Below are 22,859 nucleotides of genomic sequence, written 5' to 3' on the forward strand. Positions count from 1 at the left end.
CGATGAGTGCCGCGGCCGGCGTGTTGTCGGCGAGCCCCGGTATGAGGGGCACATCGTCTCCACGCTGGGCCCCCAGCTCACCCCATAGACCGCCCGACCGCCCGGTGATTCGCCCTGGGCGGTCGGGCGCACCCTCGCGCGCACGCGCGTTGGATGCCTTGCAAAAGTCAGCGGGCGCGACCGAGCCAGGCGAGCTCTTGCGCGATCTGCTGGGGCGTCTGCTGCGGTGTGGCGTGGAAGCTGCCGATCTCCACCAGAGGCCCGCCGCCTCCCTGTGCGCCACCCTGTAGCGACTCCCACTGGCGATCGGTCAGCACCCGCTCAGGGGCTCCCGTGCCGTTGTAGACGAGGCTGTGACCGGTCGGCAGGTAGCCGCCGGAGTCGTACTTGGCCGGCGGCACACCGGTCACCTGAGCCGCACGGGCAGCCACCTGCCGCACCTTCAACCCCGTCTGAGGGGCCTCGATGATGGTCGACGGGGTGACATGCAGCCACACATGGCCAGGGTTCGGGAACCCGAGCGCGCCGGGGACAGGTTTGCCGACCTGCTTGACCCACGCCATCTGCTGTTGGCTCGTGCGCGGAATGTCACCCCGGCCGCCGGCCTGCCACGCGCGCATGGTCAAGCCCGAGCAGTCGAACGCACCCGGACCGGTGCCGCCCCACAGGTACGGCTTGCCGATCTGCGCTCGGGCGAACTCGATCGCCTTGGCCGCGCCCGGCCCGCCCTGAGCGGCTTCCTTGCCCTCCAGGAACTTGATGACGTCAGCGACGAGCTTCTTCGGGACACCGACGAGCATCTTGGCGAACGGCGAGTCACCCATCAGGCTGGACGCCTGAGCCAGCATCGGATTAAGCAGCTTCTCGGCACCGAACCGGACACCCTTGGCGAGGATGTCGCCGACGATGCCGCCACCCGCCAGGCCCTGGAACGGGGCTAGCGACTGGCCGCGCATCGCTGCGGTGTTGACGGCTTGCAGACGTGCCCGCTCGTACGGGTTGCGCATCGCCTCGGAGACGTAGACGCCTTCGCCGCGCCGCATGGCGACAAGCTGGTCATCGCCTTGCCGGTAAGAGCTGGTGCCCGGCAGGATGCCGCCCCGCGCCATGCCGTTGAACTTGAGCTCGGGCAGTTCGGACAGGCCGAGCGCCTTCGCTACGGCGTTCCAGACGGCCCTGATCCCGTTGTTGTAGATCGTGTTGACCACAAACTCGACCGGCTTGGACGCGACCGCCTTGAGGCCGTCCCAGAACTTGCCGATCAGCTCGACGCCCTTTTTGAACCCATTTGGGATGGTTTCGGTGATGAACGTCCACAGTGCGCTGAAAGCAGGCTTGATGACCTTCTCCCACACGAAGGAGATGGCCTCGCCGACCTTGTCCATCACCGGCTTGACGATCGTCGTATGGAGCCACAAAAACTTGGGCGCCAGCGTCTCGGTGATAAACGCCCACAAGGCCTTCAGAGCGGGCTGGATGACGCTGTTCCAGGCAAACTTGATGGCCTCGCCGACCTTGGTGAAGACCGGCTTGACCACGTTCTCGTGAAGCCACAGGATCTTGGGACCGAGGACGTTGACCAGGAAGTCGCGCACCGCCGAGAAGGCAGGCTTGATGATGCTCTCCCAGGCAAACTTGATCGCCGCGCCGATGCCCTCGAAAGCGGGCTTCAGGATGGTCTGCCAGAGCCAGGTGATCGCGGGGGCAAGGACGTTCTGCCACAGCGCCACCAGGGCCGTGAAGGCGGGCTGCAGGACCGTCTCCCACAGCCACGTGGCCGCGGCGCCGATCGCCTTGAACGCGGCGTCAGCGATGTTCCGGAACGTCTCGCTGTTCTGGTAGGCGTAGACGAAGGCAGCGACGAGCAGGCCGATCGCGGTGATCACCAGGCCGATCGGGTTCGCCCGGAACACGGTGTTGAAGACGCGCATGGCGGCCGACGCCACCCTGATCCCCACGGCCAGGCCGCCGATGCCCAGCACGATCGCCTGCAAGAGCTGCGGATCCATCGTGGCAATCGTCGTAGCCAGACCGGACAAGCCACTCAGGACGGCACCACCGAGCGGCGCCAGCGACCGCACCAGATTCAGGCCGGCCCCGGCAACCGCCTTGATCACCGCGAGCAGCTTGGGGCCGTTCGTCTTCGCGTACTCGATGAAGGCTTTGAACCCGTCCGAGCTGCTGAGTCCCTTGCCCCAGGTCGCGAACGCGGCCGTAGCCTTCTGGATCCCGCCCACGATCGTGGGGACGAACGGCAGGAAAGCCTTGATGATCCCTGCTACGCCGGTCGCGATGTTGCCGAGCGACTTGCCCAGCCCGGTAACAGCGGTGGGCGCCGCCTGCGACAGGTCCTTGAAGAAGCTCGACCAGAACTTGCCGCCGAGCGCCTTGGCCGCGTCCTTCTCCAGGCCGACCAGCGCGCCGGCCGTGCCCTTGATCAGCGGGGTCAGCGGCTTGAACAGGGCCTGCATGACCTTCAGTCCGCCCGTCACCGCAGGCAGCACGGCAGGCTCCAACCGCTGCTGCCACGCCAGGTAGGCGTCTTTGAAGCTTGAGATCTGCTTGGCGGCCAGCGCCGCCGCTGGGGAGAGCTTCACCAGCTGGGCGACCGTCCCGCGCTGGGCCGCGGCCTGCTGCTTGGCGGCCACGATCGCCTGCAACTGCATGAGCCGCAGTTGGCGTTCGGAGTCCTCGACCCGCTTGTTCGCCTGGGCGATCTTGTCCTTCGCGGCGATGACCTGGGCGCTGCCCTCGATGCCCGCCTTGTCGGATGCCTTCTGTTCCTGCTGGTCCTCTTGTTCCGGAGCGTCGCCTCTTTGGCCCGCTGCTCCGCCTGACGTACGGAGAGCTCGGCCCGCTTCCGCTCGAGTTCGCCGGCCTTCGGGTCCGCGGACACCTTGGCCAGCCGCTCGCGTGCCTCTTCCACGCTGAGCAGGGCGTCTTCCTCCAACAACGCGGCGTTCCGGGAGGCGAGAGCCAGGTCCTCGGCCGCCCGCTTGGCATCGATCCGCGCCCGCGTGAGCTCCTGTTCGGCGACCAGCGCAACCCGCTTGGCATCGGCTACCCGCTGCTCGGCCGCGGCCAGGTTGAGCGCCTGAATCTGAGCCTGCTGTGCGGCGGCCACAGCCCCGGACGATGCCTGCGTGGCAGCCTTCGATGCCGCCTCGTTCGCCTTGGTCGCCTCGGCGATACGAGTCAGCGAAGGCACCGCCACAGCGGCCAGAGCGCCCACACCCACACCAGCGGCCACCGCGGCGCCAGCCAGGCCAGCCGCGCCCAGCCCCACCGCTGCGGCGGCGGGCAGCGCCGCCAGAGCAGCCGCCACCGCGGCGATACCGGTAAGAGCACCCGCGACGTTCGCGTCGACGTCGATACTCACGCGGCGGCCGTCCACCTGCGACGCCTGAGCCTCGACCGTGGCCAGCGCCGCTGAGGCCGCGGCCACGTCCGCCCGCACGTCGATGCTCAGGTCCTGGCCGTCGAGCTTCGCCAGCTCGGCCAGCAGGGCGGCCATCTCCGCCTGAGCCGCGCCGGCATCGATGTCGACGCCGATCTTCTTATCGCCGAGCTCGGCGAGCTGGGCCCTGATCTCCTGTACGCGACGCTGAGCAGCGCTGGCATCCACGTCCAGCTCGACCTTAGGCAGCGCCTTCAGGGCCGTCTCAAGCCGCTTCTTGAAGCCCTGGGCCCAAGACCCACCGACCTCGGCCCCATCCTTCGGAGCCTGGTGCTTCTGACGTCGCGTCTGCTCCTTCAGCGGCTCATAGACACCCTTCAGCTGGTCGGAGATCCCCCGCTGCAGCTCCTTGCCGATCTCAGCACCCGCGCTGTAGATCTTCGGCATGATCTGCTTCTTCAGCGTCTTGACGAACCCATCCGCAGACGGGATCACCGGGACAACAACCTCACCGGCGACGAACTCAGCCACCCTGACCTACCCCCCTGGGGGGGTGCCGAGACCCGATTCCGAAGCGAGCGCGTATACGTATAGCAAGTCCGGCTCTGTACGGGTTGTCAGGTCTGCAAGCGCCCCCTGCGTGTAACGTCTATAAGCTTCTGACCTGGTAAAACGTGCGGGGGGTTAGGTGGACCTGGTTAGCCGATCATGCGTTTGTGCTGGTCGCGTACTCGTAGCAGCCCGTACAGGATCTCCGGCGCAATTACAGTCCGCGCTCGCGCTAGATGATCATGAGGGGCGGCCCCCAGGTCGGCTCTGGCGGGCATCGAAACTTGGGAAGGATGTCCGGCTCTATACGGATACGCGCTCGCGTTGGGATGGCCGATGGGGAGGGTGCCACCCCTGCGCGTGGTCATGCGATCAGCCCCGGGTGCTGCTCGGCCGGCCTCTTGCGTGGCTTGCGTGCGCGTGCCAGTGCCGCCGCGGCTGCTCCTTGCTGGCCTGTGCGCCTTCGGTGATGCATCCGGCAGAGCAAGCGGAGGTTGGATAGGTCGTGGTCGCTCGGGTCTCCGATGTGGTCGACCTCGACGTTCTCCGTGCTGAGACAGAGCTCGCCTGCTTCGATCCATCGGCATGACTGGTCGCGCTTCTTGACGCGCTCGACCCTTGCCGGCCAGTCGACGGGCCTGGCCGTGGTGCGCCACATCTGGCCGGACTCGATCCTGTCCCTCGGGTTGGCCTGTAGACGCCTAGGCACGGTCGGCCTCCATGAGCTCGAAGACGTGGCTGTCGTCCTCGATGCGGATGGTCACGTACGCGCCGGCTCCGAAGTCCTCGGCGATGCTGGCGAGGGTTTGCGCTTCGTCTACGGCGTCCTTGACCTCCCAGCCCCACGTGTCGGCGAGGTAGAGGCTGATGGTGTTGAGGTACTCCGATGGGGTCATGTCGGGCTTGTCGATGACCTCGGCGAGCGTCGTTGCCTTGCTGCTGCCTACGCCGGCCCATGACCTCTCACAGCCGCATGCATCCTCTTGTCCGCTGGAGCACACGAACGGCCGGTAGAGGAGCTCACCGGCTACTGCGTGGTTGAACCCGTCGTCTCGCGGGTCGTCGGTGTGCGGGGCGGCGAGTACGAGCATCAGGCGCTCTCCTGCTTGCGCGCGGCGAGCTGCCTGTCTCGCAGCTGCTCGAACCTGGCGCGGTCTACGCCGTTGTTGTGGCCCCACTGGTCCTGTTCCTGCCGCCACAGTTCGCCTGCTCGCAGGTTGCGGAAGTGAACGCTCGGCTCGACCTGGTCGACGTACCTGCCCTCATCGAACACGAGCAGGTGATCGGGGATGGTCGGCATGTCGCCGTAGGTGAGGACCTCGTTGACCGCGGCCTTGAGGTGGGCGCCGAGATGGGCCGGCGCGTTGGCGAGGCTGGCGCGGAGGATGTTCTCCACCCGGTCCTCGAAGTCGGTGGGGATGGTTCTGATCTTGGTAGCCATGTTGTTCTCCTGCGTGTGTTGAGACGGGCCGGAAGGCGAAAGGAGGAAACTCCTCCCGGCCCGTCTGTCTCGCCCCGTGCCACGGTGACGAGGGTCTGTGGTCAGGCCATCTCTCCGGGCCCTTCGGGGAAGTGGACCTGAGAGGCGTTGACGTTCTGGTGGAGGCTCGGCCCGGTCTGCTGGGCGGGGAGGTAGTCATGCGGGTCGGCGGGAGATCGAAGGATGATGTCGATCTCGACGTCGTTGGCGGACTTGAGCTCGCCGGGCTTGACGATGCTGGTCGCCATCGCCTGCTCGAAGCGGGACATCTTGCCTTCACCGTTGAGCAGGCTGTTGTACTCGTTGACGTCGTTGCGCAGTTCGGGCTTGGCGTTGTCGACGAAGTCGTCGATGACGGATGCCCATGTGCGCTCCAGCGGGTTGCCGACGCGGTCCAGGGCGGTGGAGAAGATGGCCCGTGCGAGGCTGTCGTCTCCGTGCCGGATGGCGCGGCGCATCATGCGCTGGGCGTCTTGAACGTTCTTGAGCTGCGACGCCCGGTCGAGAGCGTCGCGGTAGGCCATGGTGGACATGCCGTCACTGCCGGCTGCGCGGAAGAGCTTCTTCTCCAGCTCGGCGCGGCGGCGGCCGGTCTCCTGCTGGGCGCCATCTCGCAGCGCCCCCACGGCGGTCTGGGTTTCGCGGTAGGCACGGGCAAGGGCTTTGCGCTTGCCGTGCTCGGACAGGTCGCGGTCGCCGCGGATGTCGGCGCACCGCTGCATGTAGCGCTGCTGGGCGCGAGCTACGGCCTGCATGTCGTTGCGGCTCATGGCCATACGGCACCCCTTCGGGTCAGGCGGCCCTGGTCACCATCCATCGGTTCAGGTCATCTCTGGCTATGCGCCAGTCGCGACCGTCCTTGACGGCGGGGAGCCGCTTCTCTGCGCAGGCTCGGCGGATCGTGACGGGCTTGAATCCGGTCAGGTCTGCCGCTTGCTGCGTTGACAGGGGCAAGCTTGGCCGGGCTGGGTTCTCGCACGCCAGTTCGGTAGCGCCAGCGCTACTGGACATGGCCAGGGCGGAGAGGCGCACGAGGTCGCGGTACACGACCGGCCGGTCCCGGTACTGGACTCGGAGGCGACGTAGCAAGGCCAGCGTCTCGGCGGAGACGCTGGCCTCGTGCTGGTCGAGCTGGGTCACTCCTCGGCCTGCTTCGCCTTCAGGTAGGCCAGCACTTCGTGAACGGTCGGGTCGTGACCGAGCACGGCAGCAGCCTCGCGGTGAAGTCGCCGGCCGTTGCGCATCCACTGCTGGGGGATGGTGAACGAGCCGTGGGCGAGCTTGCCGGATTGGCGTTGACACTCGGCGTAGTACTCCCCCACCGTCACGCCGAAGAGAGTGGCCATGTCGGCTGCGCCCTGGATCGGGCTGTCATCGAGGGCGTGGGTGTAGATCTCCATCACGGGGCCTCCTTGGCCTTCTGGCGCTTCTCTCTGGCCCAGTGGGCGTTGCGACAGCTCGACTTGCAGTACCGGGCGTCGGCTCGGGCGGCCTTCGGCAGGGCCTTCTTGCAGTTCTCGCACTTACGCCGTACGGGCTTCGCAGGAGTGACGGTTACGGGCTCAGATTCGGGAGCCAGACCGCCAGACCGCCAATCCTCTACGGCGTCACCCTGGTTGGCGGTCTGGCTGTCTGCCCTGGTAGAGCCGTCGCCGATGGCGGTCTGCTCGTACTGCTTGGCGGTCTGCCCTCTGCTATCCGTCGTCGTGGCGGTCTGGGTCGGTTGCGGCTCAGTGACAGTGCCCACCTGCTCGGGGAGCGTGATCCACCACTCGTTTTTGCCCTTCGGGTCGGTGGGGAACTGCCTGGCCACCACCGCGAGCGACTTGCGAGCGCGCTCCAGGGTTCGCTTCGTAATCTGGTGAACCTCGCGCGCCTCTTCGGTGATCTCGTTGCTGCGGCGCCAGCGACCATCGAGCGCCTTCATGAGGTAGTCGACGGCGTCGGCCTTGGTCTCCCGGTCCTCGCCTTCTCCGCCGTTCCTGGACAGCACGTCTTCGACGGATCGATCAGAGATGCCGTCGAACACGAACCGGGCGACTTCGGCCATCTCGCCGGTTGAGGTGAGCACGTTCGCTTCCTCGATGCGGTACGCCAGCGATGGGTGATCGCTACGCCCGAGGGAGTTCTTGGTCTGGGTCATGACCCGCGAATCGTCTTCGCTGTCCACGGCGAAGCCGAAGATGGCGCGAGGCACGTTCTTGAATGCCCCGCTTCCCACGATCAGCGAGGACGCGTCGGTGCCGGCACCCTTGCCGAAGTGGGCGATGCCCAGCATGACGCAGCCCGTACGGTCGGCCATGCGCGCCAGCGGGTCGAGCACGGTACGAACGGACCGCTCTTTGTGGGTGTCCACGACAGAGCTGATGGTGGAGATCAGAGGGTCGAGCACGACCAGCTTGACGTCATGCTCCGTGATCGCCTGCTCCAGCAGATCAAAGTCGGACGGCAGGTTGATGATGCTCGTCTCGTCCTGGCTGATCTCGACGTCGACCCGGAACACGCGGGACAGGTTCGCGCCTGCGGCCTTGAGCCTGCCCGCGATGGTGTGCTCCCAGGAATCCTCGATCGCCACGTAGATCACGTTGTGGGCGGCCCCGAAGAACGCGCCGGGGAGCATGCCCGTGGTGATCTCGGCGGACATCCAGATACCGAAGCTGGACTTGCCGGTGCCCTCCCGGCCGGCGGCCGAGGCCAGCGCACCAGCCGGGATGCGCCCACGACCGTTCTCCTTCCAAGCCCAGGTGACGGGCTTGATCTGGATCTCGGAGGCGCGGGTGAGCTTGAGCCGCCGCGAAAACGGCTCATCAGCAGCGGGCTTGGGCTCGCATGTGCAGTACTGCGGATCGGCCTTGCAGCCTGAGCAGCTGTAGATGATGCCGCCCCCGTACATGTTCTCGCTGGAACTGACGGCCGCGCCGCACTTGGGGCAGACCTTCACGCGCTCTCCCTCATCGGCTGACCGGTCTCGAAGTGGACCGGCCCGCCCGCGTACTCCCGGCCGTGCCTGCGCATCCTGGCCTCGTAGATCTTGCCGCCCGGCTTCCGACGCTCGGCCAGCTCGACGGCGGTGGGCGTGCGGCTGATCGACCTGACCTTCTCGGCCACCCGCGACCACGTCGTCTCCATGTCGTGCTCGGCGAGGAGATAGCCGGCCGCCTCGCCTTGGGCGAAGCCGAGTCGGTAGACGGAGTTGATCTCGTTCTCGGTCACGCCGCCATCCCCTCGTTACCGCGGTACACCCTGGCCACGACGAGCCAGAGCCGCTTGCCGCAGCGTGAACGGCGAACACCGATCACGGCCTTCTCGGCGGTCTCCTCGTCGGTGGCCTGGCGGAGCTCTCCTCGATGCCCGTACGAGCAATGAGGACACCGGTAAGCGAACCACCAGGTGCGGCGGCCGGCGTGCGGCGCGTACAGGCTGACGTGCGCGACTGGGTGGCGCACGGGCAGCTCGGTCTGTACGGTGGCAGCACGAACTTGCGTCTGGTGGGCGTTGGGCTCGTTGCGGCGGTTCCCGGTGGCTCGGGGACCGCCGTTCTCGTTGGCGGGCGGGTGCATCAGGCGGCACCGCCAACCGTGACGGTGCGTTCGTCGAGCCACTTCTCCACATCAGACCAGCGGTAGCGCACGGGCGCAGTGCGTCCATCGCCCATCTTGATCCACCTCGGCCCGCGACGCTGATAGCGCCACTTTTCAAGGGTGCGCTCGTCCTCGGCGAGGTACTCGGCTACCTCTGCCGTGGTGGCAAGGCTTCTGTTCAATGTCCCCCCTACACATCGTCGCGCTCTCAAGACGCAACGAGTCGTCATGATTACAACGTGAGTGAAGTATGGGGCAACGGCGTTGAATGGCGCAACTGTGATGGCCTACGGTGTATTCATGACGCAAGAGGATGCACCCCGGAAACCCGCCTTTGTGAGCCCCACCGAGGCGATCGCCAAGCGACTTCGCGCTTTGCGGGTGAGGCGTGGCTGGTCGGCCCGCGAGCTCGGCGACCGCTGTGCAGCAGTCGGCATGGCCACCCTCGATCGAACAGCGATCACGAATATTGAGATCGGGCGCCGGCAGAAGGTCAGCGTCGACGAACTACTCGTGCTCGCGTTCGTGCTGGATGTCGCACCCTTGCATCTCCTGGTGCCCGTAGACGCCACGATCGGTGACCTGGACCCGAAGGCGGAGGCTCCCGATCGCCCCGTTCTCTACAAGATCACTCCCGAACGGTTCGCGATCGGCCCTGCGGCGGCGCGTGAGTGGGTGCGAGGCAACTTCGCCCTCCCTTACACGGACACCCGTATCTACTTCAGCGAAGTGCCGCCGGAGGAGTGGGAGCCGCCGCAAAGGCCAGCGGAAGACGTCATCGAGCGGCGCGGCCGAGCCGCAGAGGCGGCGAGGCGGATAGTAGAGAACAAGGGCGGGGAGTCGTGAACGTCTACGACAGGTGGCACAAGTCCAGACCTGCGGCGGGTGAGCCGAAGTGCAAATGCAGGCCGGCCAAGGTGCCGACCGCCGAACATGGCCAGGGCAAGCGATGGCAGGTGCGTTGGCGCGACGAGGCGGGCACTCCCCAGAAGCTCAACTTCGAGCGCCTGCCGGACGCGGAGAGCAAGGCCGCACAGGTCAAGGCCAGCCTGGACAGGGGCGACTACGTCAACCCGAGGGCGGGTCAGGTCACGCTGAAGGCGTACGGCCAGCAGTGGCGTGACACGCTCACGTGCGATCCGGCCACGCTTATGCAGATCAACACCAGGCTCGGGAAGTGGGTATTCGGTAGGAAGATCAGCGACTACCCCATGGCCACGCTCGCCAAGAGCCCGTCACTAATGCAGGCGTGGATCAAGGAAATGCAGGAGGGCGGATTACAGCCATCCACCCTCCGCGGCGTCGTCACGTGGGTGTCCATCATCTTCAATGCGGCCTTGGATGACGGCATCGTGAACCGCAACCCACTTCTCGTGAAGTCGGTCAGGACGCCGAAGGTCGTCGACAAGCAGGTGGTTCCCTGGACGCTCGCCACGGTGAACGCCGTGGCCGAGGGGCTGCCTGACCGCTACTCGGCGATGGTCTACCTCGGCGCCGGGTGCGCGCATCGTCAGGGAGAGGTGTTCGCCGTCGCGGTCGATGACGTCGACTTTCTCCAGCGGGTCGTGCACGTACGTCGCCAGGTCCGCATCATCAACGGCAAGCTGGTGTTCTCGCTGCCCAAGCGGGACAAGGTCCGCTCGGTTCCTCTACCGGACGCGATCGGCATGCGGCTGTCGGCGCATATCCAGCGGTTCCCTCCGGTGTCCGTCACCCTGCCGTGGCGGACACCGGACGGCGCCCCGCACACGGCCGAGCTCCTCTTTACGACCGACAGCGGCAATCCTCTCAACCGCAACGGCTTCAACCCATGGTGGCGCTCTGCGAGGGACGCGGCCGGGGTGCCGGCCACCCGGGACAACGGCATGCACGTCCTACGCCACACTGCGGCGTCGGCCTGGCTCGCCCAGGGCGTCGACATTCGGACTGTGGCGGAGTATCTGGGCCATGACGACCCGGGGTTCACGCTGCGGGTCTATTCACACCTAATGCCGAACGCGGCCGACCGGGCGCGCAAGGCCATGAACGCCTTTTTCGAGGGCGCTGCCGATGTGTCGAGTGCCCTGGATGTGCCCTCCAGCGGCTCGGAATGACCGTCTGCCCTGGTGAACGCGATTCCGATCTAGTCCAGGCAGAACTCGTTGCCCTCGGGGTCGGTCATCACGATGAAGCCGGCGCTCATCGGGAGAGCGGGCTCGAAGCGGCGTACCCGCCTCGCGCCCAGCGCGACGAGCCGGTCGCACTCGGCCTCCAGTGCCGCCATCCGCTCCTCCCCCCGCAGCCCGGGGGCCACGCGGACGTCCAGGTGGACGCGGTTCTTGGCGATCTTGTCCTCCGGCACCTGCTGGAAGAACAGCCGTGGGCCGTCCCCGTCCGGGTCCTCGATGGCCGATCTCGTGTTGCGCTGCTCCTCCGGTACGCCGGTCCGCGCGAGGAAGTCGTCCCACGCGGCCAGCGGGTCGGCGCCGTCGGGCAGGTCGACACCGGGCGGGCCGGGGTGGACGTACTCCAGGACGTCGCGCCAGAACGACGACAGCGCTCGCGGGTCGTGGGCGTCGAAGGTGACCTGGATGTGGCGGCTCATCGGGTCGCTCCGTTCATGTGCAGGTAGAGGTCGCGCAGCAGGCAGACCTCGGACAGGTGGTGGATCAGCTCCCGGTGGATGTGCAGCACCAGGTCGGCCATGGGCGCCTCGGGGTAGGGCTCTTTCTGGCCGACCGGGACCGGCAGCCCGGCCTCGCCGAGCTCGCGTACCCCGGTCAGCCAGACGTCGAGCTGGGCTTCGAGCTGGCCGAGCGCGGTGGCCGCGCTGCCGGCGTACTCCCAGCTCTCGTACGATGCCGCCGGCGCGCCGAAGTGCGCCGCGTTGCGCCCGGCGAGCACGCCGACGATGACGTGTCCGAGCCGCCAGGCGATCGTGGTGAAGGGCGCGGGGACCGGCGTGGGGAAGGCGTAGTCGATCGTGAAGTTCCCGGCGCCGGCCTGCACGGGCGCGGTCGAGCTGCCGCGCGGCCGCACGCTCCAGGCGTCCGGGACCGGCGACCAGAAGTACTCGTCGTCGGTGAGCCCGTCGAGCCGGGCTCGAAGCTGATGGTTCCAGTGGAACTCCCACTGCTCGCGCAGTGTCCGGTTCCAGTCGAGTTCTGCGTCCATGGCGTCACCTTGACACCCCAAGCGGACAGGATCGGTCCGCTATCTGGCAAGGTGGGTGGCATGGGCGTGGCGCGCGGTGACGAGCGGGGTACGACGGAACGGGTGCTCGCGCTGCTCGGGCTGTTGCAGCAGCGGCAGGTCTGGACCGGCCCCGAGCTCGCCGACCGGCTCGGGGTCACGCCCCGCACGGTACGGCGCGATGTCGAACGGCTGCGCACACTCGGGTATCCCGTGCATGCCAGCCAGGGGACCGGCGGTGGCTACCAGCTCGGTCCTGGGCAGGACCTGCCGCCGCTGCTTCTCGACGACGAGGAGACGATCGCCACCGTGGTCTCGCTGCTCGCGGGCGCGGGTGGCGCGGTCGCCGGCGCCGGCGACGCCGCGCTCCGGGCGCTGACCAAGCTCGACCGGGTGCTGCCCGCCCGGTTGCGGCACGAGGTGCGGGCGCTCTCCGACTCGGTGGAGTCCTTCGGCGGCGGCCGTACGCCGGTCGACCCGGAGGTGCTCATGACGCTGGCCAGGGCCTGCCGCGACGAGGTCGAGGCCGGCTTCGACTACCCGTCCGGGGACGAGGTGCGACGGCGGCGGGTCGAGCCGTACCGGCTGGTCGCCTCCGACCGGCGCTGGTACCTCCTCGCCTACGACCTCGATCGCGACGACTGGCGCAGCTTCCGCGTCGACCGGATGACCGGTGTGTCCGCACGCACCTGGCGCTTCCGCCCCCGCGAGGCGCCCGACGCTGCGACGTACGTGCAGGAGAGCGTGGCGAGCCGCGTCTACCGGCACCAGGCGCGCTTCCTCGTGCACGCGCCGGCCGACACGGTCCGCGCCCAGATCCCGGCGTCGGCGGCCGTCGTGCGGCAGCGCGGGAGCGAGCTCTGCGAGGTGCTCAGCGGCGCCGGGAACCTCGACTTCCTGCTCATGCACATGGTCCTGCTGGGGCACGACTTCGAGGTGCTCGACCCGCCTGAGCTCGGCAGCCGCTGCCGCGCGCTGGCGGAGAGACTCCTGTCGGCCGCACCGGCGCCCTGAACCAGGTCACAGGCGCCGGCCGACGGTGAGGACGGCGGACCAGTGGCGGGTGAGCCGTCCGTCCGGGCGGGCGCCGAGGAGGCGGCGGATCTCCTGGTAGAGGTGGTCGCGCTTGGCGGGCTCCATGGCGATGTGGCCGGAGAACGTGTCGAGGAGGGCGAGGTATTCGTCCGCCGTGTAGCGCAGGGCCCAGACGTAGAGCTTCGTCCTGACCACCGTGAAGTGTCCGGAGGCGTCGAACTCGTCGGCCATGGGGTCGGGTTGCTCCTCGGGAGGAGGGGAGGGCCACGGGCCGTCGTGGCCTTCGCCGATCTCCACGTAGACCTTCTGGATCTCGGTGAAGAACGGGTCGAAATCCACCGGCATCGCGTGGTCCGCGTTCCAGACGGCCAGGTGGCCGCCCGGGGCGAGCAGGGCGGCGGCCTTCGCGTACTTGACCTCCGGGTCCACCCATTTCCAGGCCGTGGCCGCGTACACGAGATCGAAGCGGGCACCCTCCGGCGGCTCCCAGCCCTCGAACGACGACGTGATCACCGAGACGTCGTCGAACGCGGTGAGCCGGCGCCGCGCCTCCGCCGCCAGGGCCTCGCCGAGCTCGACCGCCGTGATCCGGAACCCCCTCCGCGCCAGCGGCAGCGTGGCCTTCCCCGGTCCGCAGCCGACTTCGAGCAGGTGCGCGGGTGGCGTCACCCCGGTGCATGCCAGCAGGTCGGAGTAGAGGTCGGCCGGGTAGTCGGGACGCGCTTCCTGGTAGATGGCAGCGGCTCTGTCGAAGGTGGCTCTCAGCCGGCGGTCAGGGGGCACGCACCGATTCTGACAGCACGGATGCCGGCCGCGCTGGTCCTCCGAGGGGAGTTGGCCGTCCCGAAACCGGACGGACTGAGGAAGGGAGAACCATACGCAGGCGGAGGGAGCCGACCAGCAACAGTGCCCGGCGACATCGCCCCATTGCTGACGTCCCGCAGATCCCTGTGCGATACAACGCGAAGATCGAGAATAACGAGATACGGACGAGGCCAGTGAAAATGAAGTGATTCCGGTTATGTGCTATTTAACGGGGAGTACTCTGTCCCTGTGTGCACATACGCGATGGTCACCTACAAAGTCCACTATGTGTGTGTTTCGTGCCGTCAGAGCCACAAACTGCACTGGGACGACGCAGGGCACCTCTGCACGCGCTGCCGCCGGCCGATGGCCTTCGCCGGCCATGACTTCGCCGCGCCGCGCAAGACCAAGGACAGCGAGTGGGCGGCCGTCGCGGCCGTTCTGGCCGCGGGGCTCCGCTACGAAGGCTTCGAGCCCTGCGGCTGCGGGCAGGAGCCGAAATACCGCCCGCACACCAGCGCGCAGGTGCGGGCCCGGCGCAGGATCGCGGCCCGCCACGGACTGACGGACGCCGAAGCCCTCGCGCTCCGCGACCCCGCCTGACGCCCTCGCGGCAGTACGGCGACGATCATCCCGCCCGGACCGCCGACGGCGGGCGGGATGATCGGTTACGTCAGGAGCTCGTGAGGATGACGAGCTGCTGGGTCGCCCGGGTCATCGCGACATAGCGGTCGACAGCTCCCTCGATGCCCTCGCCGAACGCCTCCGGGTCGACGAGGACGACCAGGTCGAATTCGAGCCCCTTCGACAGCTCCGGCGTCAGCGACCGGACGCGGGATGTCGTGCGGAAGGCAGGGTCGCCGATGACGCAGGCGATCCCGTCGGCATGTGCGGCGAGCCAGGTGTCGAGGATCGAGCTGAGCTCCGCGGCGGATCCGTGGACGACGGGGACGTCACTGCCGCGGATGGAGGTCGGCACGTTGGCGTCCGGGAGCACGGCCCGGATGACCGGCTCGGCTTCCGCCATGATCTGTTCCGGCGTCCGGTAGTTGACGCTCAGCGACGCCAGCTTGATCCGATCGAGCCCGATCCGCTCCAGCCGTTCCTGCCACGACTCCGTGAACCCGTGCCTGGCCTGGGCCCGGTCCCCGACGATGGTGAAGCTCCGGGACGGGCACCGGAGCAGCAGCATCTGCCACTCCGCGTCGGTGAGTTCCTGCGCCTCGTCCACGACGATGTGCGCGAACGGACCGGCGAGCTGGTCCGGCTCGGCGCTGGGCAGCGCGTTCTCGTCGACCAGGGCGTCCCGCAGGTCCTGTCCGTGCAGCATCGTCACCGCGCCCTCGCCGTCGTCGTCGGCTTCGAGCAGGTTGTCGATGACCGCGGCCATCCGCTCGCGCTCGGCGGCGACCGAGGCCGCACGGCGGCGCTTGAGCTGCGCAGCCTCCGGGTCGCCGAGTCGCTGCCGGGCCGCGTCCAGGAGCGGCAGGTCGGACACCGTCCAGGCCTGGGCGTCCGCACGCTGGAGTTTCCGTACCTCGTCGGGGCTGAGCCAGGGGGCGCACATCCGCAGGTAGGCGGGCACCGTCCACAGGTCCCCGACGAGGTCGGCGGCCTCGATCAACGGCCACGCCCGGTTGAAGGTCGTGAGCAGCTCCCTGTCGCGCAGCAGCGCCTTGCGGAGCAGGTGGGCCGAGACCTCGCCGTCGTGCTTGTCCATCAGGATCGTGAGCAGTTCCTCCCAGATCTGGTCACGCGCCTCGTTGTGCGGAGTGCCGGGTTCGGCCGCGTCGAACGCCTCGGCCCAGTCCTCGGCGCTGAGCCGGATGTCGGCCCAGGGAGTCGTGATCGTCATCCCCTTGGTGGGCGGGTTCTCGTAGAACCTGACGGCCGGCTCGATCGCCTGCACCAGGTTCGCCGACGACTTCAGGCGGGCCACGTCCGGATCGGGCTCGATCGCCGCCGCGGCTCCCTCCGCGACGAGGTCGCGCAGGGTGCAGGTCTGCACGCCCTCCTCGCCGAGGCTGGGCAGCACGTCGGCGACGTAGGCCAGGTACGGCTGGTGCGGGCCGACGAACAGCACGCCGCCCCGGCGGTGACCGAGACGGGGGTCGGAGTACAGGAGATAGGCGGAGCGGTGCAGGGCCACGACGGTCTTCCCGGTGCCAGGACCGCCGTCGACGACGAGAGCGCCGCTGGATCCCGCGCGGATGATGGCGTCCTGGTCGGCCTGGATGGTGCCGAGCACGTCGCGCATCCGGGGCGACCGGTCGCCGCCCAGGCTGGCGATGAAGGCGGACTGGTCGTCGAGGGCGGCGTGCCCCTCGAACCCGTCCGAGGTGAACACCTCGTCCCAGTAGTCGCTGATCCGCCCCCGGGTCCAGCGGTACCTGCGGCGGCTCGCCAGCCCCATCGGGTTGGCGTGGGTGGCTCCGAAGAACGGCTCGGCCGCCGGGGAACGCCAGTCGAGCAGCAGCCGGCGACCCTCGCCGTCCGTGAGGCCGAGTCGCCCGATGTACACGGGCTCGGAGTCGTCCGCGCCGACCATGTGCCCGAGGCACAGGTCCAGCCCGAAGCGGCGCAGGGTGCGCAGGCGGGCGGCCAGCCGGTGGATCTCCATGTCCCGGTCCAGCACCTGCCTGCCTTTGCCGCCGGGCGCCTTGCGCTCGGCGTCGAGCCGGTCGGACAGGTCGGCGATGGACTCTTCGAGGCTCCGCGCGATGGCCGCGAAGTGCTGCTCATCGCGGCCGATGAGCTTCGGGTCGGCCTTGGGGAGAAGACGGTCGGGAAGGTCAAACGCGCTGGTGGTCAGCGGGTTCACGCTATTGGCTCCAAGCAGATCGTGTCGTGCAGCAGCTGCGCGGCCACCGTCGCCCCGTCGGTGCGGATCGTGCCGGCCACGGCGGTCGCTCGTGCGCGGGTCTCGGCGGCCAGAGCCGTGCTGAGCGCCGCCGACAGGGACTCGGCGGTCGGCGTCGGGCCGTCGTGTGCCGCGCCGATGCCCAGCTCAGCCACCCTACCGGCCCAGTACGGCTGGTCCACCGATTGTGGCACCACCACCTGGGGCGCACCGGCCCCGGCGGCCGTCGTCGTCGTGCCCGCGCCGCCATGGTGCACGACGGCGGCCACCCGGCCGAACAGCGCCTGGTGGTTGACCTCGCCGACGACGAAGCAGTCGTCCAGGTCGTCGATCAAGGCCAGATCCGCCCAGCCCCGGGCGACGAGCACCCGGCGGCCCCGCGCTCGGACGGCCTCGATGGCCACCTGGGCGGCGTCCGGCGACCCGCGCATGGGCATGCTGCCGAAGCCCACGTACACCGGTGGCGTGCCGGCGTCCAGGAACGCCGCCAACGCGGGCGGAAGCGGGCGAGGGTCGGGCAGGATCCACGCGCCGGTCTGTACGACGTCGAGATCCGGCGTCTTACGCGTTCCACGCCAAGGGTCCAGCACCGGGTCCGTCGCCAGCCACGGCCGGTCGCCGATGGCGTAGTCGCGAACGTGGTCCACCGGGGGCAGGCCGATCGACGCCCGGTTGGCGTTGAGCGCCGCGCCGAACAGCGCGTCGATGCTCTCGGCGTCCAGCTCCCACAGCACCCGGTTGTCGGTCACGTCCGGCGGGAACGGCCGGCCCTGGTACGGCAGCGGCGGGCGGTGCAACGCCGGCAGGGTGATCTGCTGGAAGGTCGCGTGCACGGAGCGGATGCCCAGGTGTTCGGCCACCGACCGCGCGCCGGCCACGGCCGGCATCGGGCCGCTCGCCACCAGCACGTCACACCCCTCGGCCGCGGGGATGATCGCGTCGAACTGGCCGGCGATCAGCTCCGCCGCCCGCCGGGGCAGGTCCCCGGACGACGGCGGCGTCACCGCGGTCGTCAGCTCGCGCGCCGACCGGCCGACCGGCACCAGCGGCACGCCGACACCGGCCAGCCGCGCCGCGAACTCCTCGTCCGGCGGCGCGCACACCAGCACCTCCGCACCGTGCTCCCGCAACCGCACCGCGAGTGCCACCATCGGTTCGACGTCCCCGCGCGACCCGTACGTGGACAGCAACGCACGCATTTCGCACCCCCATTTCCGCAGGTTCCAGCCTCGGCGGACGATTGTCCGGCATGACCCGGGCCTTGCCGCAAGCCCCCTGGTGCGCTATACGTTGAGAGTGGAAACGTAAAGAGTGGAAAGAGGTGGCCACTCCCCTTCCCACTCTTCGTCCGCTCGCGAAGCGGTCACGCCTCCTTGTTCACCTCGATGACCTCGATGGCGAGCCCCGGGCAGACCGCGGCGGACTCCCGGACCGCGGCGTGCTGGTCCGCCGCCGGCTCGGCCTCCAGCAGGATGACGATGCCGTCGTCGTCACGCTGGTCGAACACCTCGGGCGCGATCAGCACGCACTGGCCGGCGCCGCAGCACTTGTCCTCATCGATCGTGACCTTCATGTGTTACCCCCTTGTCCTTGGATGAACGGGTCACCAGCGGACCGGGACGGTGCGCAGGCCGCCGACGGCCAGCCCCTCCACCCGCTCCAGCTCCGCCACCGGCACCGCCAGCTCCAGGCCCGGCAGCTTGCGCAGCAGCACTTCGAGCACGACCTGCAGCTCGGTCCGGGCCAGCGCCTGTCCGAGGCAGGAGTGGGCGCCGGCGCCGAAGGCCAGGTGCGGGTTCGGGCTGCGGGTCAGGTCGAAGTGCTCGGCCGCCTCGAACGCCTGCTCGTCCCGGTTGGCGGCGGCCATGCTGCAGATGACCGTGGTGCCCTTGGGCAGGTGCTCGCCGCTGACCTCGGTTCCCTCCTTCAGGTAGCGCGGCAGGCCGAAGCCGGAGTTGGCGTCGAGACGCAGGGACTCCTCCACCGTGGTGCGGATCAGCTTCGGGTCGGCCAGCAGCGCCTCCCAGCGGCTGCGGTCGGCCAGCAGCATCGAGACCATCTTGCCGATCATGTTGGCGGTGGTCTCATGCCCGGCGACCAGCAGGCCCATGCCGGTGACCACGATCTGCAGGTCGGTCAGGCCGCCGTCCTCCGGGCCGCCGACCGCGATCAGCTCGCTCAGCAGGTCCTCGCCCGGCTCGGCGCGCTTGGCGGCGAGGTGGTCGGACATGTACTGGAAGAACTCGGCCTGGGCCGCCTCGATCTCCTCCTTGCCGTAGCGGGTGAGGTTGAGCAGCGTGTCGGACCAGTACGAGAATCGGTCACGGTCGGCGGCGGGCACGCCGAGCATGTCGCAGATGACGTACACCGGCAGCGGGAAGCCCAGGGACGCCTTCAGGTCACCGGGGGCGCCGCCCTCGACCATGTCGTCGATGAGGTCCTCGGCGATCTGCGCCATGACCGGCCGCAGGGCGGTCATGCGCTTGGCGGTGAACCACTTGCCGACCAGCCGCCGCCAGTGCTGGTGCTCCTCCCCGCCGTCCGGAATGATCGCCGCCATGTCGCTGCTGAACAGTCCGCCGTCCTCGGTGGCCGACAGCCGGGCCGCGTCGGGCGCGTTCAGCAGGCGGGTGAAGCGCGGGTCGGCGAGCACCTCCTTGACGTCGGTGTAGCGGGTCAGCAGCGTGGCCTGGTCGCCACTGGGCAACGTCACGTGGGCGACCGGGCACGTGCCGCGCAGCTCGGTCCATTCGGCGGGCGGGTCGAGGGCGGCGTCGTTCGGGATCGGGTAGTTCAGGACCTGCTCGTTGGCACTCATTCGATGTCTCCTTAGGGAAGGTGTCCTCAGGCGGGCATGAGCGGTGGGGTGGTCAAGGTCTGCTGGCGCAGGAGGCGGGCCTGTTTGGCCATGTTCCAGCCGAGGACGCCGGTGACCTGGCCGCCCTCGCGGTAGAGGGCGGCGAAGCGGCCCTGCGCCGGGTCCCCTTCGACGACGGTCACCTCGGCCGCCGGTGACGGCAGGCCATGGAACTGGATCTTGATGTCGTACTGGTCGGTCCAGAAGTACGGGATCGGGGTGTACGCCCGGTCCGCGCCGAGGATGTTCGCGGCCACCGTCTGGGCCTGTTCGATGGCGTTGGTCCGGTTCTCCAGCCGCAGCCGCCTGCCGAGCCCCTCGTGCGCGAACGAGGCCACGTCGCCGACGGCGTAGACGCCCTCGGCGGCGCGGCAGCGCGCGTCGCACTCCACCCCGTCGCCCAGGACCAGCCCGCCACCCTCCAGCCAGCCGGTCGCCGGGCGGCAGCCGACGGCCACCACGACGGCGTCGGCGGACAGCGACTCGCCGTCCGCCAGCCGTACACCCGAAACCCCGTCCGCGTCGCCGGCCAGCGCCTCGACGGCGGCGCCCAGCCGCAGCCGGACCCCGCGCTCGGCGTGCGTCCGGGTGAGGAGGCCGCCGATCTCGTCGCCGAGCTGGTCGCCGAGCACCGCCTGCCCCATGCCGACGAGGGTGACCTCCAGGCCCAGCCCTCGGGCGGTGGCGGCGATCTCGCCGCCCAGCACCCCCTCGCCGACGACCACCAGGCGCGTGCCCTCGGCCAGCCGGGCGCGCAGGGCGATCGCGTCGTCGAGGCCGCGCAGGACGTGCACGCCCGCCTGCCCGTCCTGGCCGGGCAGGCGGTGGGGGGTCAGGCCGGTGGCGATGACGACGGCGTCGCCACGCAGCACCCGGCCGGAGGCGGTGGTGACGGCGCGCTCGGCCACGTCCAGCGCGACCGCGGACTCGCCCCGGACGAACTCCGCGCCCAGCGCCTCCAGCTGCGCCTGGCTGCGCAGCCGGGCCCGCTCCGGCTCCCAGGCCCCGGCCAGCACCTGCTTCGACAGCGGCGGCCGGTCATAGGGCAGGTGGGGCTCGGCGTCCAGCAGCGTCAGCCTGCCCTGGTGGCCGTGCCGCCGCAGCGCCTCCGCGGTGCTCAGCCCGGCCGCCGACGCGCCGACGATGAGTACGTGTTCCGGCGGGGTCATGAGGCGTGGTTCGGGTTGCCAGCGGCGGTGTTCATCCACATGGCTTCAACATTAACCTACAGGTGCAAGAAAACTGACATATGTCGTTTATGGGTAAGATTGGGAGTGTGGTCACTGCCAGAGGGAGCAACACCCCGTCGAGTGACCGGCGCGTGCGCCGGACTCGATCAGCATTGGCGCGTGCGCTGATCGCGCTGGTCGAGGAGCGCGACCTGTCCCGGATCAGCGTTTCAGACGTCGCCGAGGGCGCCGGCGTGAGCCGTTCGGCCTTCTACGACCACTACCGGGACGTTCACGAACTGGCCGAGGACGCCTGCACCGCGATGATCGACAACCTGATGGAGTCGTTGCCCGGCCCCGGTCTCGACTCCCCGGACCTGGCGCAGGAGGCGACCGAGTCACTGACGGCGTTCTTCGGCAGCCTGGCCGGGCACGCGGGCCTGTACCGCGCACTGCTGGGCCCGCAGGGCAGCGCACGCGTCCTCGGCCACATCCGCCGTCGCATCGCCGAGGTCATCCATCAGCGCCTGGCCCACACCGACCTCAGCGGCTGGCCCGAGCGCGTCCCGCACGACGTGACGGCCGCGTTCACCGCGGGCGCGCTCATCGGCGTGGCCGTGGACTGGCTCGAAGGCGGCTGCGCCCGAACCCCGGCCGAGATGGCCGAAGTGACCTGGCCCCTGCTGCACGCGCAATACCGCATCAACGAGATCAACGACAGCTGAGAACCCGGCGCCACCTCATCGCGTGCGTGCCGCACGTCACGGGAGCCGGGGCCAGAGGCGGAGCCATTGCTCGATCCGTGCGCTCACCGGTCCCTCCGCCAGCTGACCGGTGATCATTTTCGTGGGCGCGAGGAGGTTCTTGCAGGTACGTAGTGCCAGGATCTCCTCGCGAGGCCGCGTCCGCCAGTCCACCGCCCAGTCGGCGGCCTGCTCCAGGGTCAACGGCAGAGCCGCCAGGACATCCGCGGCCAGTCGATCCGGATCCCACAGCGGGTCGTCACCGGGGCCGAGATCGGCGATCAACAGCGCTCGGAGGTTGAACCGGCTCGCGTTCGCGTCCCGCGTGCGGTAGCCGGCGCGCTCAGCACCGTCCAGGGCCGTGAAGCCGACCCTGGCCCAGATCCGCCGCGCCTCCCCCTGCTCCGGATCCTGCGCATAGACCAGATTGCCCTGCCATGCGGCCAACCACGAGTTGATGTACGCGGCGCCGAACTCGACACCGTCCATACCGCCCATCATCGCCTCGCAGCCCTGTCGAGAAGTTGTCACCGTGCCATCAGCCTGTCCAGAGGGCAAGAGGCTTCGCTCTCGAAGCTTTCGAAGCTTTAGCGGGGCTCGCTCAGGTGTCTCATCCCACGATTGACTTCTCCCCGCCATGAATGACAAGGATTCTCCCTTCAGGCGGATGCCTTCGGCCAGGATGTTGAGTGCTGCGGCGATGTCTCGATCGTGGTGTTCGCCGCAGGAGGGGCAGTCCCAGGCGCGAATGTCCAAGCCCAGTCTCCCGATCTTGTAGTCGCAGCAGGGGCACAGCTGGGAGGAGGGGTACCAGCGGTCGATGGTGATGAACGCGCGGCCGTAGCGTGCCGCTTTGCCTTCCAGCAGGCGCAGGAAGGTGCCCCAGGAGGCATCGTTGACGCTCTTGGCCAGCCTGCTCCGTGCCAGCCCTCGCACGGCCAGACCCTCGACCGCCACCGCTTGGGTCTCACGGACGATCGTGGTGCTGGTCTGGTGCAGGAAGTCCCGGCGGGCGTCGCCGACCTTGGCATGCTGACGGGCTACTCTGATGCGGGCCTTGGTGCGGTTGACACTGTCCTTCTGCTTACGTGCCAGGGCGCGCTGGAGTTTCTTGAGCTTGCGTTCCCTGCGGCGTAGCCACTTCGGGTTGGCGATCTTTTCGCCGTCGGAGGTGACCGCGTAGTGGGCCAGACCGAGATCGAACCCGTCTCCG

At 68.9% G+C, this 22,859-nt stretch carries 25 protein-coding genes; 5 read left to right on the forward strand and 20 right to left on the reverse strand.

Annotated elements, in window-relative coordinates:
• Nucleotides 1-167: 167 nt before the first annotated feature.
• From ACIBQX_RS32860 to ACIBQX_RS32910, 11 genes are all read right to left on the reverse strand, one after another.
• Nucleotides 168-2,666: an NlpC/P60 family protein gene (locus ACIBQX_RS32860; RefSeq protein WP_397011392.1), complete on the reverse strand. Its 2,499-nt coding sequence runs from the start codon at nucleotides 2,664-2,666 to the stop codon at nucleotides 168-170.
• Nucleotides 2,594-3,928: a hypothetical protein gene (locus ACIBQX_RS32865; protein WP_397011394.1), complete on the reverse strand. Its 1,335-nt coding sequence runs from the start codon at nucleotides 3,926-3,928 to the stop codon at nucleotides 2,594-2,596. The genes ACIBQX_RS32860 and ACIBQX_RS32865 overlap by 73 nt, the downstream gene beginning before the upstream one ends.
• A 719-nt stretch (nucleotides 3,929-4,647) precedes the next feature.
• Nucleotides 4,648-5,037, reverse strand: a complete 390-nt coding sequence (locus ACIBQX_RS32870; RefSeq protein WP_397011396.1) for a hypothetical protein — start codon at nucleotides 5,035-5,037, stop codon at nucleotides 4,648-4,650.
• On the reverse strand, nucleotides 5,037-5,387 hold the full coding sequence (locus ACIBQX_RS32875) for a hypothetical protein (RefSeq protein WP_397011398.1): 351 nt from the start codon (nucleotides 5,385-5,387) through the stop codon (nucleotides 5,037-5,039). The genes ACIBQX_RS32870 and ACIBQX_RS32875 overlap by 1 nt, the downstream gene beginning before the upstream one ends.
• Before the next feature lie 101 nt (nucleotides 5,388-5,488).
• Nucleotides 5,489-6,196, reverse strand: coding sequence for a hypothetical protein (locus ACIBQX_RS32880; RefSeq protein WP_397011400.1), 708 nt, complete (start codon nucleotides 6,194-6,196; stop codon nucleotides 5,489-5,491).
• Nucleotides 6,197-6,218: 22 nt separating this feature from the next.
• Complete coding sequence (locus ACIBQX_RS32885; protein ID WP_397011402.1) at nucleotides 6,219-6,566, reverse strand: helix-turn-helix domain-containing protein; 348 nt, start codon at nucleotides 6,564-6,566, stop codon at nucleotides 6,219-6,221.
• Complete coding sequence (locus tag ACIBQX_RS32890; RefSeq protein ID WP_397011404.1) at nucleotides 6,563-6,826, reverse strand: hypothetical protein; 264 nt, start codon at nucleotides 6,824-6,826, stop codon at nucleotides 6,563-6,565. Before ACIBQX_RS32890 ends, ACIBQX_RS32885 begins: the two co-directional genes overlap by 4 nt.
• Nucleotides 6,826-8,367, reverse strand: a complete 1,542-nt coding sequence (locus tag ACIBQX_RS32895) for an AAA family ATPase (RefSeq protein ID WP_397011406.1) — start codon at nucleotides 8,365-8,367, stop codon at nucleotides 6,826-6,828. Before ACIBQX_RS32895 ends, ACIBQX_RS32890 begins: the two co-directional genes overlap by 1 nt.
• Nucleotides 8,364-8,639, reverse strand: coding sequence for a hypothetical protein (locus ACIBQX_RS32900; protein ID WP_397011408.1), 276 nt, complete (start codon nucleotides 8,637-8,639; stop codon nucleotides 8,364-8,366). Before ACIBQX_RS32900 ends, ACIBQX_RS32895 begins: the two co-directional genes overlap by 4 nt.
• A complete protein-coding gene (locus ACIBQX_RS32905) occupies nucleotides 8,636-8,986 on the reverse strand; it encodes a hypothetical protein (RefSeq protein WP_397011410.1) in 351 nt (116 codons plus the stop codon). The genes ACIBQX_RS32900 and ACIBQX_RS32905 overlap by 4 nt, the downstream gene beginning before the upstream one ends.
• Entirely contained in the window at nucleotides 8,986-9,189 is a 204-nt protein-coding gene (locus tag ACIBQX_RS32910; protein ID WP_397011412.1) for a helix-turn-helix transcriptional regulator, read from the reverse strand. Before ACIBQX_RS32910 ends, ACIBQX_RS32905 begins: the two co-directional genes overlap by 1 nt.
• Before the next feature lie 118 nt (nucleotides 9,190-9,307).
• On the opposite strand from ACIBQX_RS32910, the gene ACIBQX_RS32915 reads away from it, so the two are divergent.
• A complete protein-coding gene (locus tag ACIBQX_RS32915; protein WP_397011414.1) occupies nucleotides 9,308-9,853 on the forward strand; it encodes a helix-turn-helix domain-containing protein in 546 nt (181 codons plus the stop codon).
• Nucleotides 9,850-11,100, forward strand: a complete 1,251-nt coding sequence (locus tag ACIBQX_RS32920) for a tyrosine-type recombinase/integrase (RefSeq protein ID WP_397011416.1) — start codon at nucleotides 9,850-9,852, stop codon at nucleotides 11,098-11,100. The genes ACIBQX_RS32915 and ACIBQX_RS32920 overlap by 4 nt, the downstream gene beginning before the upstream one ends.
• A 29-nt stretch (nucleotides 11,101-11,129) precedes the next feature.
• Here ACIBQX_RS32920 and ACIBQX_RS32925 read toward each other — a convergent pair whose 3' ends face one another.
• The gene (locus ACIBQX_RS32925) at nucleotides 11,130-11,591 is read right to left on the reverse strand and encodes a VOC family protein (RefSeq protein WP_397011418.1); all 462 of its coding nucleotides are present in this window, start codon (nucleotides 11,589-11,591) and stop codon (nucleotides 11,130-11,132) included.
• Complete coding sequence (locus ACIBQX_RS32930; protein WP_397011420.1) at nucleotides 11,588-12,160, reverse strand: DinB family protein; 573 nt, start codon at nucleotides 12,158-12,160, stop codon at nucleotides 11,588-11,590. The genes ACIBQX_RS32925 and ACIBQX_RS32930 overlap by 4 nt, the downstream gene beginning before the upstream one ends.
• A 60-nt stretch (nucleotides 12,161-12,220) precedes the next feature.
• On the opposite strand from ACIBQX_RS32930, the gene ACIBQX_RS32935 reads away from it, so the two are divergent.
• Entirely contained in the window at nucleotides 12,221-13,192 is a 972-nt protein-coding gene (locus ACIBQX_RS32935) for a helix-turn-helix transcriptional regulator (RefSeq protein ID WP_397011422.1), read from the forward strand.
• A 6-nt stretch (nucleotides 13,193-13,198) separates the two neighbouring features.
• Here the strand turns inward: ACIBQX_RS32935 and ACIBQX_RS32940 are convergent, their stop codons facing one another.
• Entirely contained in the window at nucleotides 13,199-13,996 is a 798-nt protein-coding gene (locus tag ACIBQX_RS32940) for a class I SAM-dependent methyltransferase (protein ID WP_397011424.1), read from the reverse strand.
• A gap of 387 nt (nucleotides 13,997-14,383) precedes the next feature.
• On the opposite strand from ACIBQX_RS32940, the gene ACIBQX_RS32945 reads away from it, so the two are divergent.
• Entirely contained in the window at nucleotides 14,384-14,620 is a 237-nt protein-coding gene (locus ACIBQX_RS32945; RefSeq protein WP_397011426.1) for a hypothetical protein, read from the forward strand.
• Between the two features lie 70 nt (nucleotides 14,621-14,690).
• Here the strand turns inward: ACIBQX_RS32945 and helR are convergent, their stop codons facing one another.
• From helR to ACIBQX_RS32970, 5 genes are all read right to left on the reverse strand, one after another.
• The gene (helR, locus tag ACIBQX_RS32950; protein WP_397011428.1) at nucleotides 14,691-16,838 is read right to left on the reverse strand and encodes an RNA polymerase recycling motor ATPase HelR; all 2,148 of its coding nucleotides are present in this window, start codon (nucleotides 16,836-16,838) and stop codon (nucleotides 14,691-14,693) included.
• A complete protein-coding gene (locus ACIBQX_RS32955; protein ID WP_397011430.1) occupies nucleotides 16,835-18,076 on the reverse strand; it encodes a glycosyltransferase in 1,242 nt (413 codons plus the stop codon). Before ACIBQX_RS32955 ends, helR begins: the two co-directional genes overlap by 4 nt.
• A gap of 164 nt (nucleotides 18,077-18,240) precedes the next feature.
• Nucleotides 18,241-18,450 (reverse strand): ferredoxin, encoded by a 210-nt coding sequence (locus tag ACIBQX_RS32960; RefSeq protein WP_397011432.1) that lies wholly within the window; start codon nucleotides 18,448-18,450, stop codon nucleotides 18,241-18,243.
• Nucleotides 18,451-18,480: 30 nt separating this feature from the next.
• The gene (locus ACIBQX_RS32965; RefSeq protein WP_397011434.1) at nucleotides 18,481-19,695 is read right to left on the reverse strand and encodes a cytochrome P450; all 1,215 of its coding nucleotides are present in this window, start codon (nucleotides 19,693-19,695) and stop codon (nucleotides 18,481-18,483) included.
• A gap of 26 nt (nucleotides 19,696-19,721) precedes the next feature.
• Nucleotides 19,722-20,903: an NAD(P)/FAD-dependent oxidoreductase gene (locus tag ACIBQX_RS32970; protein ID WP_397011436.1), complete on the reverse strand. Its 1,182-nt coding sequence runs from the start codon at nucleotides 20,901-20,903 to the stop codon at nucleotides 19,722-19,724.
• A 107-nt stretch (nucleotides 20,904-21,010) separates the two neighbouring features.
• Between ACIBQX_RS32970 and ACIBQX_RS32975 the strand changes: the two genes are divergently transcribed.
• Complete coding sequence (locus tag ACIBQX_RS32975) at nucleotides 21,011-21,628, forward strand: TetR/AcrR family transcriptional regulator (RefSeq protein WP_397011438.1); 618 nt, start codon at nucleotides 21,011-21,013, stop codon at nucleotides 21,626-21,628.
• Between the two features lie 36 nt (nucleotides 21,629-21,664).
• Here ACIBQX_RS32975 and ACIBQX_RS32980 read toward each other — a convergent pair whose 3' ends face one another.
• On the reverse strand, nucleotides 21,665-22,837 hold the full coding sequence (locus tag ACIBQX_RS32980) for an RNA-guided endonuclease TnpB family protein (protein ID WP_397011547.1): 1,173 nt from the start codon (nucleotides 22,835-22,837) through the stop codon (nucleotides 21,665-21,667).
• Nucleotides 22,838-22,859: the final 22 nt, after the last annotated feature.

The organism is Nonomuraea sp. NPDC049714 (assembly GCF_044465295.1).
GTDB lineage: Bacteria > Actinomycetota > Actinomycetes > Streptosporangiales > Streptosporangiaceae > Nonomuraea.

Coding starts and splice junctions, on each gene's coding strand:
- ACIBQX_RS32965 (WP_397011434.1), bottom strand. CDS start 19,695: ATGAGTGCCAACGAGCAGGTCCTGAACTACCCGATCCCGAACGACGCC.
- ACIBQX_RS32880 (WP_397011400.1), bottom strand. CDS start 6,196: ATGAGCCGCAACGACATGCAGGCCGTAGCTCGCGCCCAGCAGCGCTAC.
- ACIBQX_RS32960 (WP_397011432.1), bottom strand. CDS start 18,450: ATGAAGGTCACGATCGATGAGGACAAGTGCTGCGGCGCCGGCCAGTGC.
- ACIBQX_RS32875 (WP_397011398.1), bottom strand. CDS start 5,387: ATGGCTACCAAGATCAGAACCATCCCCACCGACTTCGAGGACCGGGTG.
- ACIBQX_RS32860 (WP_397011392.1), bottom strand. CDS start 2,666: ATGCAGTTGCAGGCGATCGTGGCCGCCAAGCAGCAGGCCGCGGCCCAG.
- ACIBQX_RS32930 (WP_397011420.1), bottom strand. CDS start 12,160: ATGGACGCAGAACTCGACTGGAACCGGACACTGCGCGAGCAGTGGGAG.
- ACIBQX_RS32870 (WP_397011396.1), bottom strand. CDS start 5,037: ATGCTCGTACTCGCCGCCCCGCACACCGACGACCCGCGAGACGACGGG.
- ACIBQX_RS32925 (WP_397011418.1), bottom strand. CDS start 11,591: ATGAGCCGCCACATCCAGGTCACCTTCGACGCCCACGACCCGCGAGCG.
- ACIBQX_RS32935 (WP_397011422.1), top strand. CDS start 12,221: ATGGGCGTGGCGCGCGGTGACGAGCGGGGTACGACGGAACGGGTGCTC.
- ACIBQX_RS32890 (WP_397011404.1), bottom strand. CDS start 6,826: ATGGAGATCTACACCCACGCCCTCGATGACAGCCCGATCCAGGGCGCA.
- ACIBQX_RS32945 (WP_397011426.1), top strand. CDS start 14,384: ATGGCCTTCGCCGGCCATGACTTCGCCGCGCCGCGCAAGACCAAGGAC.
- ACIBQX_RS32955 (WP_397011430.1), bottom strand. CDS start 18,076: ATGCGTGCGTTGCTGTCCACGTACGGGTCGCGCGGGGACGTCGAACCG.
- ACIBQX_RS32905 (WP_397011410.1), bottom strand. CDS start 8,986: ATGCACCCGCCCGCCAACGAGAACGGCGGTCCCCGAGCCACCGGGAAC.
- ACIBQX_RS32915 (WP_397011414.1), top strand. CDS start 9,308: ATGACGCAAGAGGATGCACCCCGGAAACCCGCCTTTGTGAGCCCCACC.
- ACIBQX_RS32970 (WP_397011436.1), bottom strand. CDS start 20,903: ATGACCCCGCCGGAACACGTACTCATCGTCGGCGCGTCGGCGGCCGGG.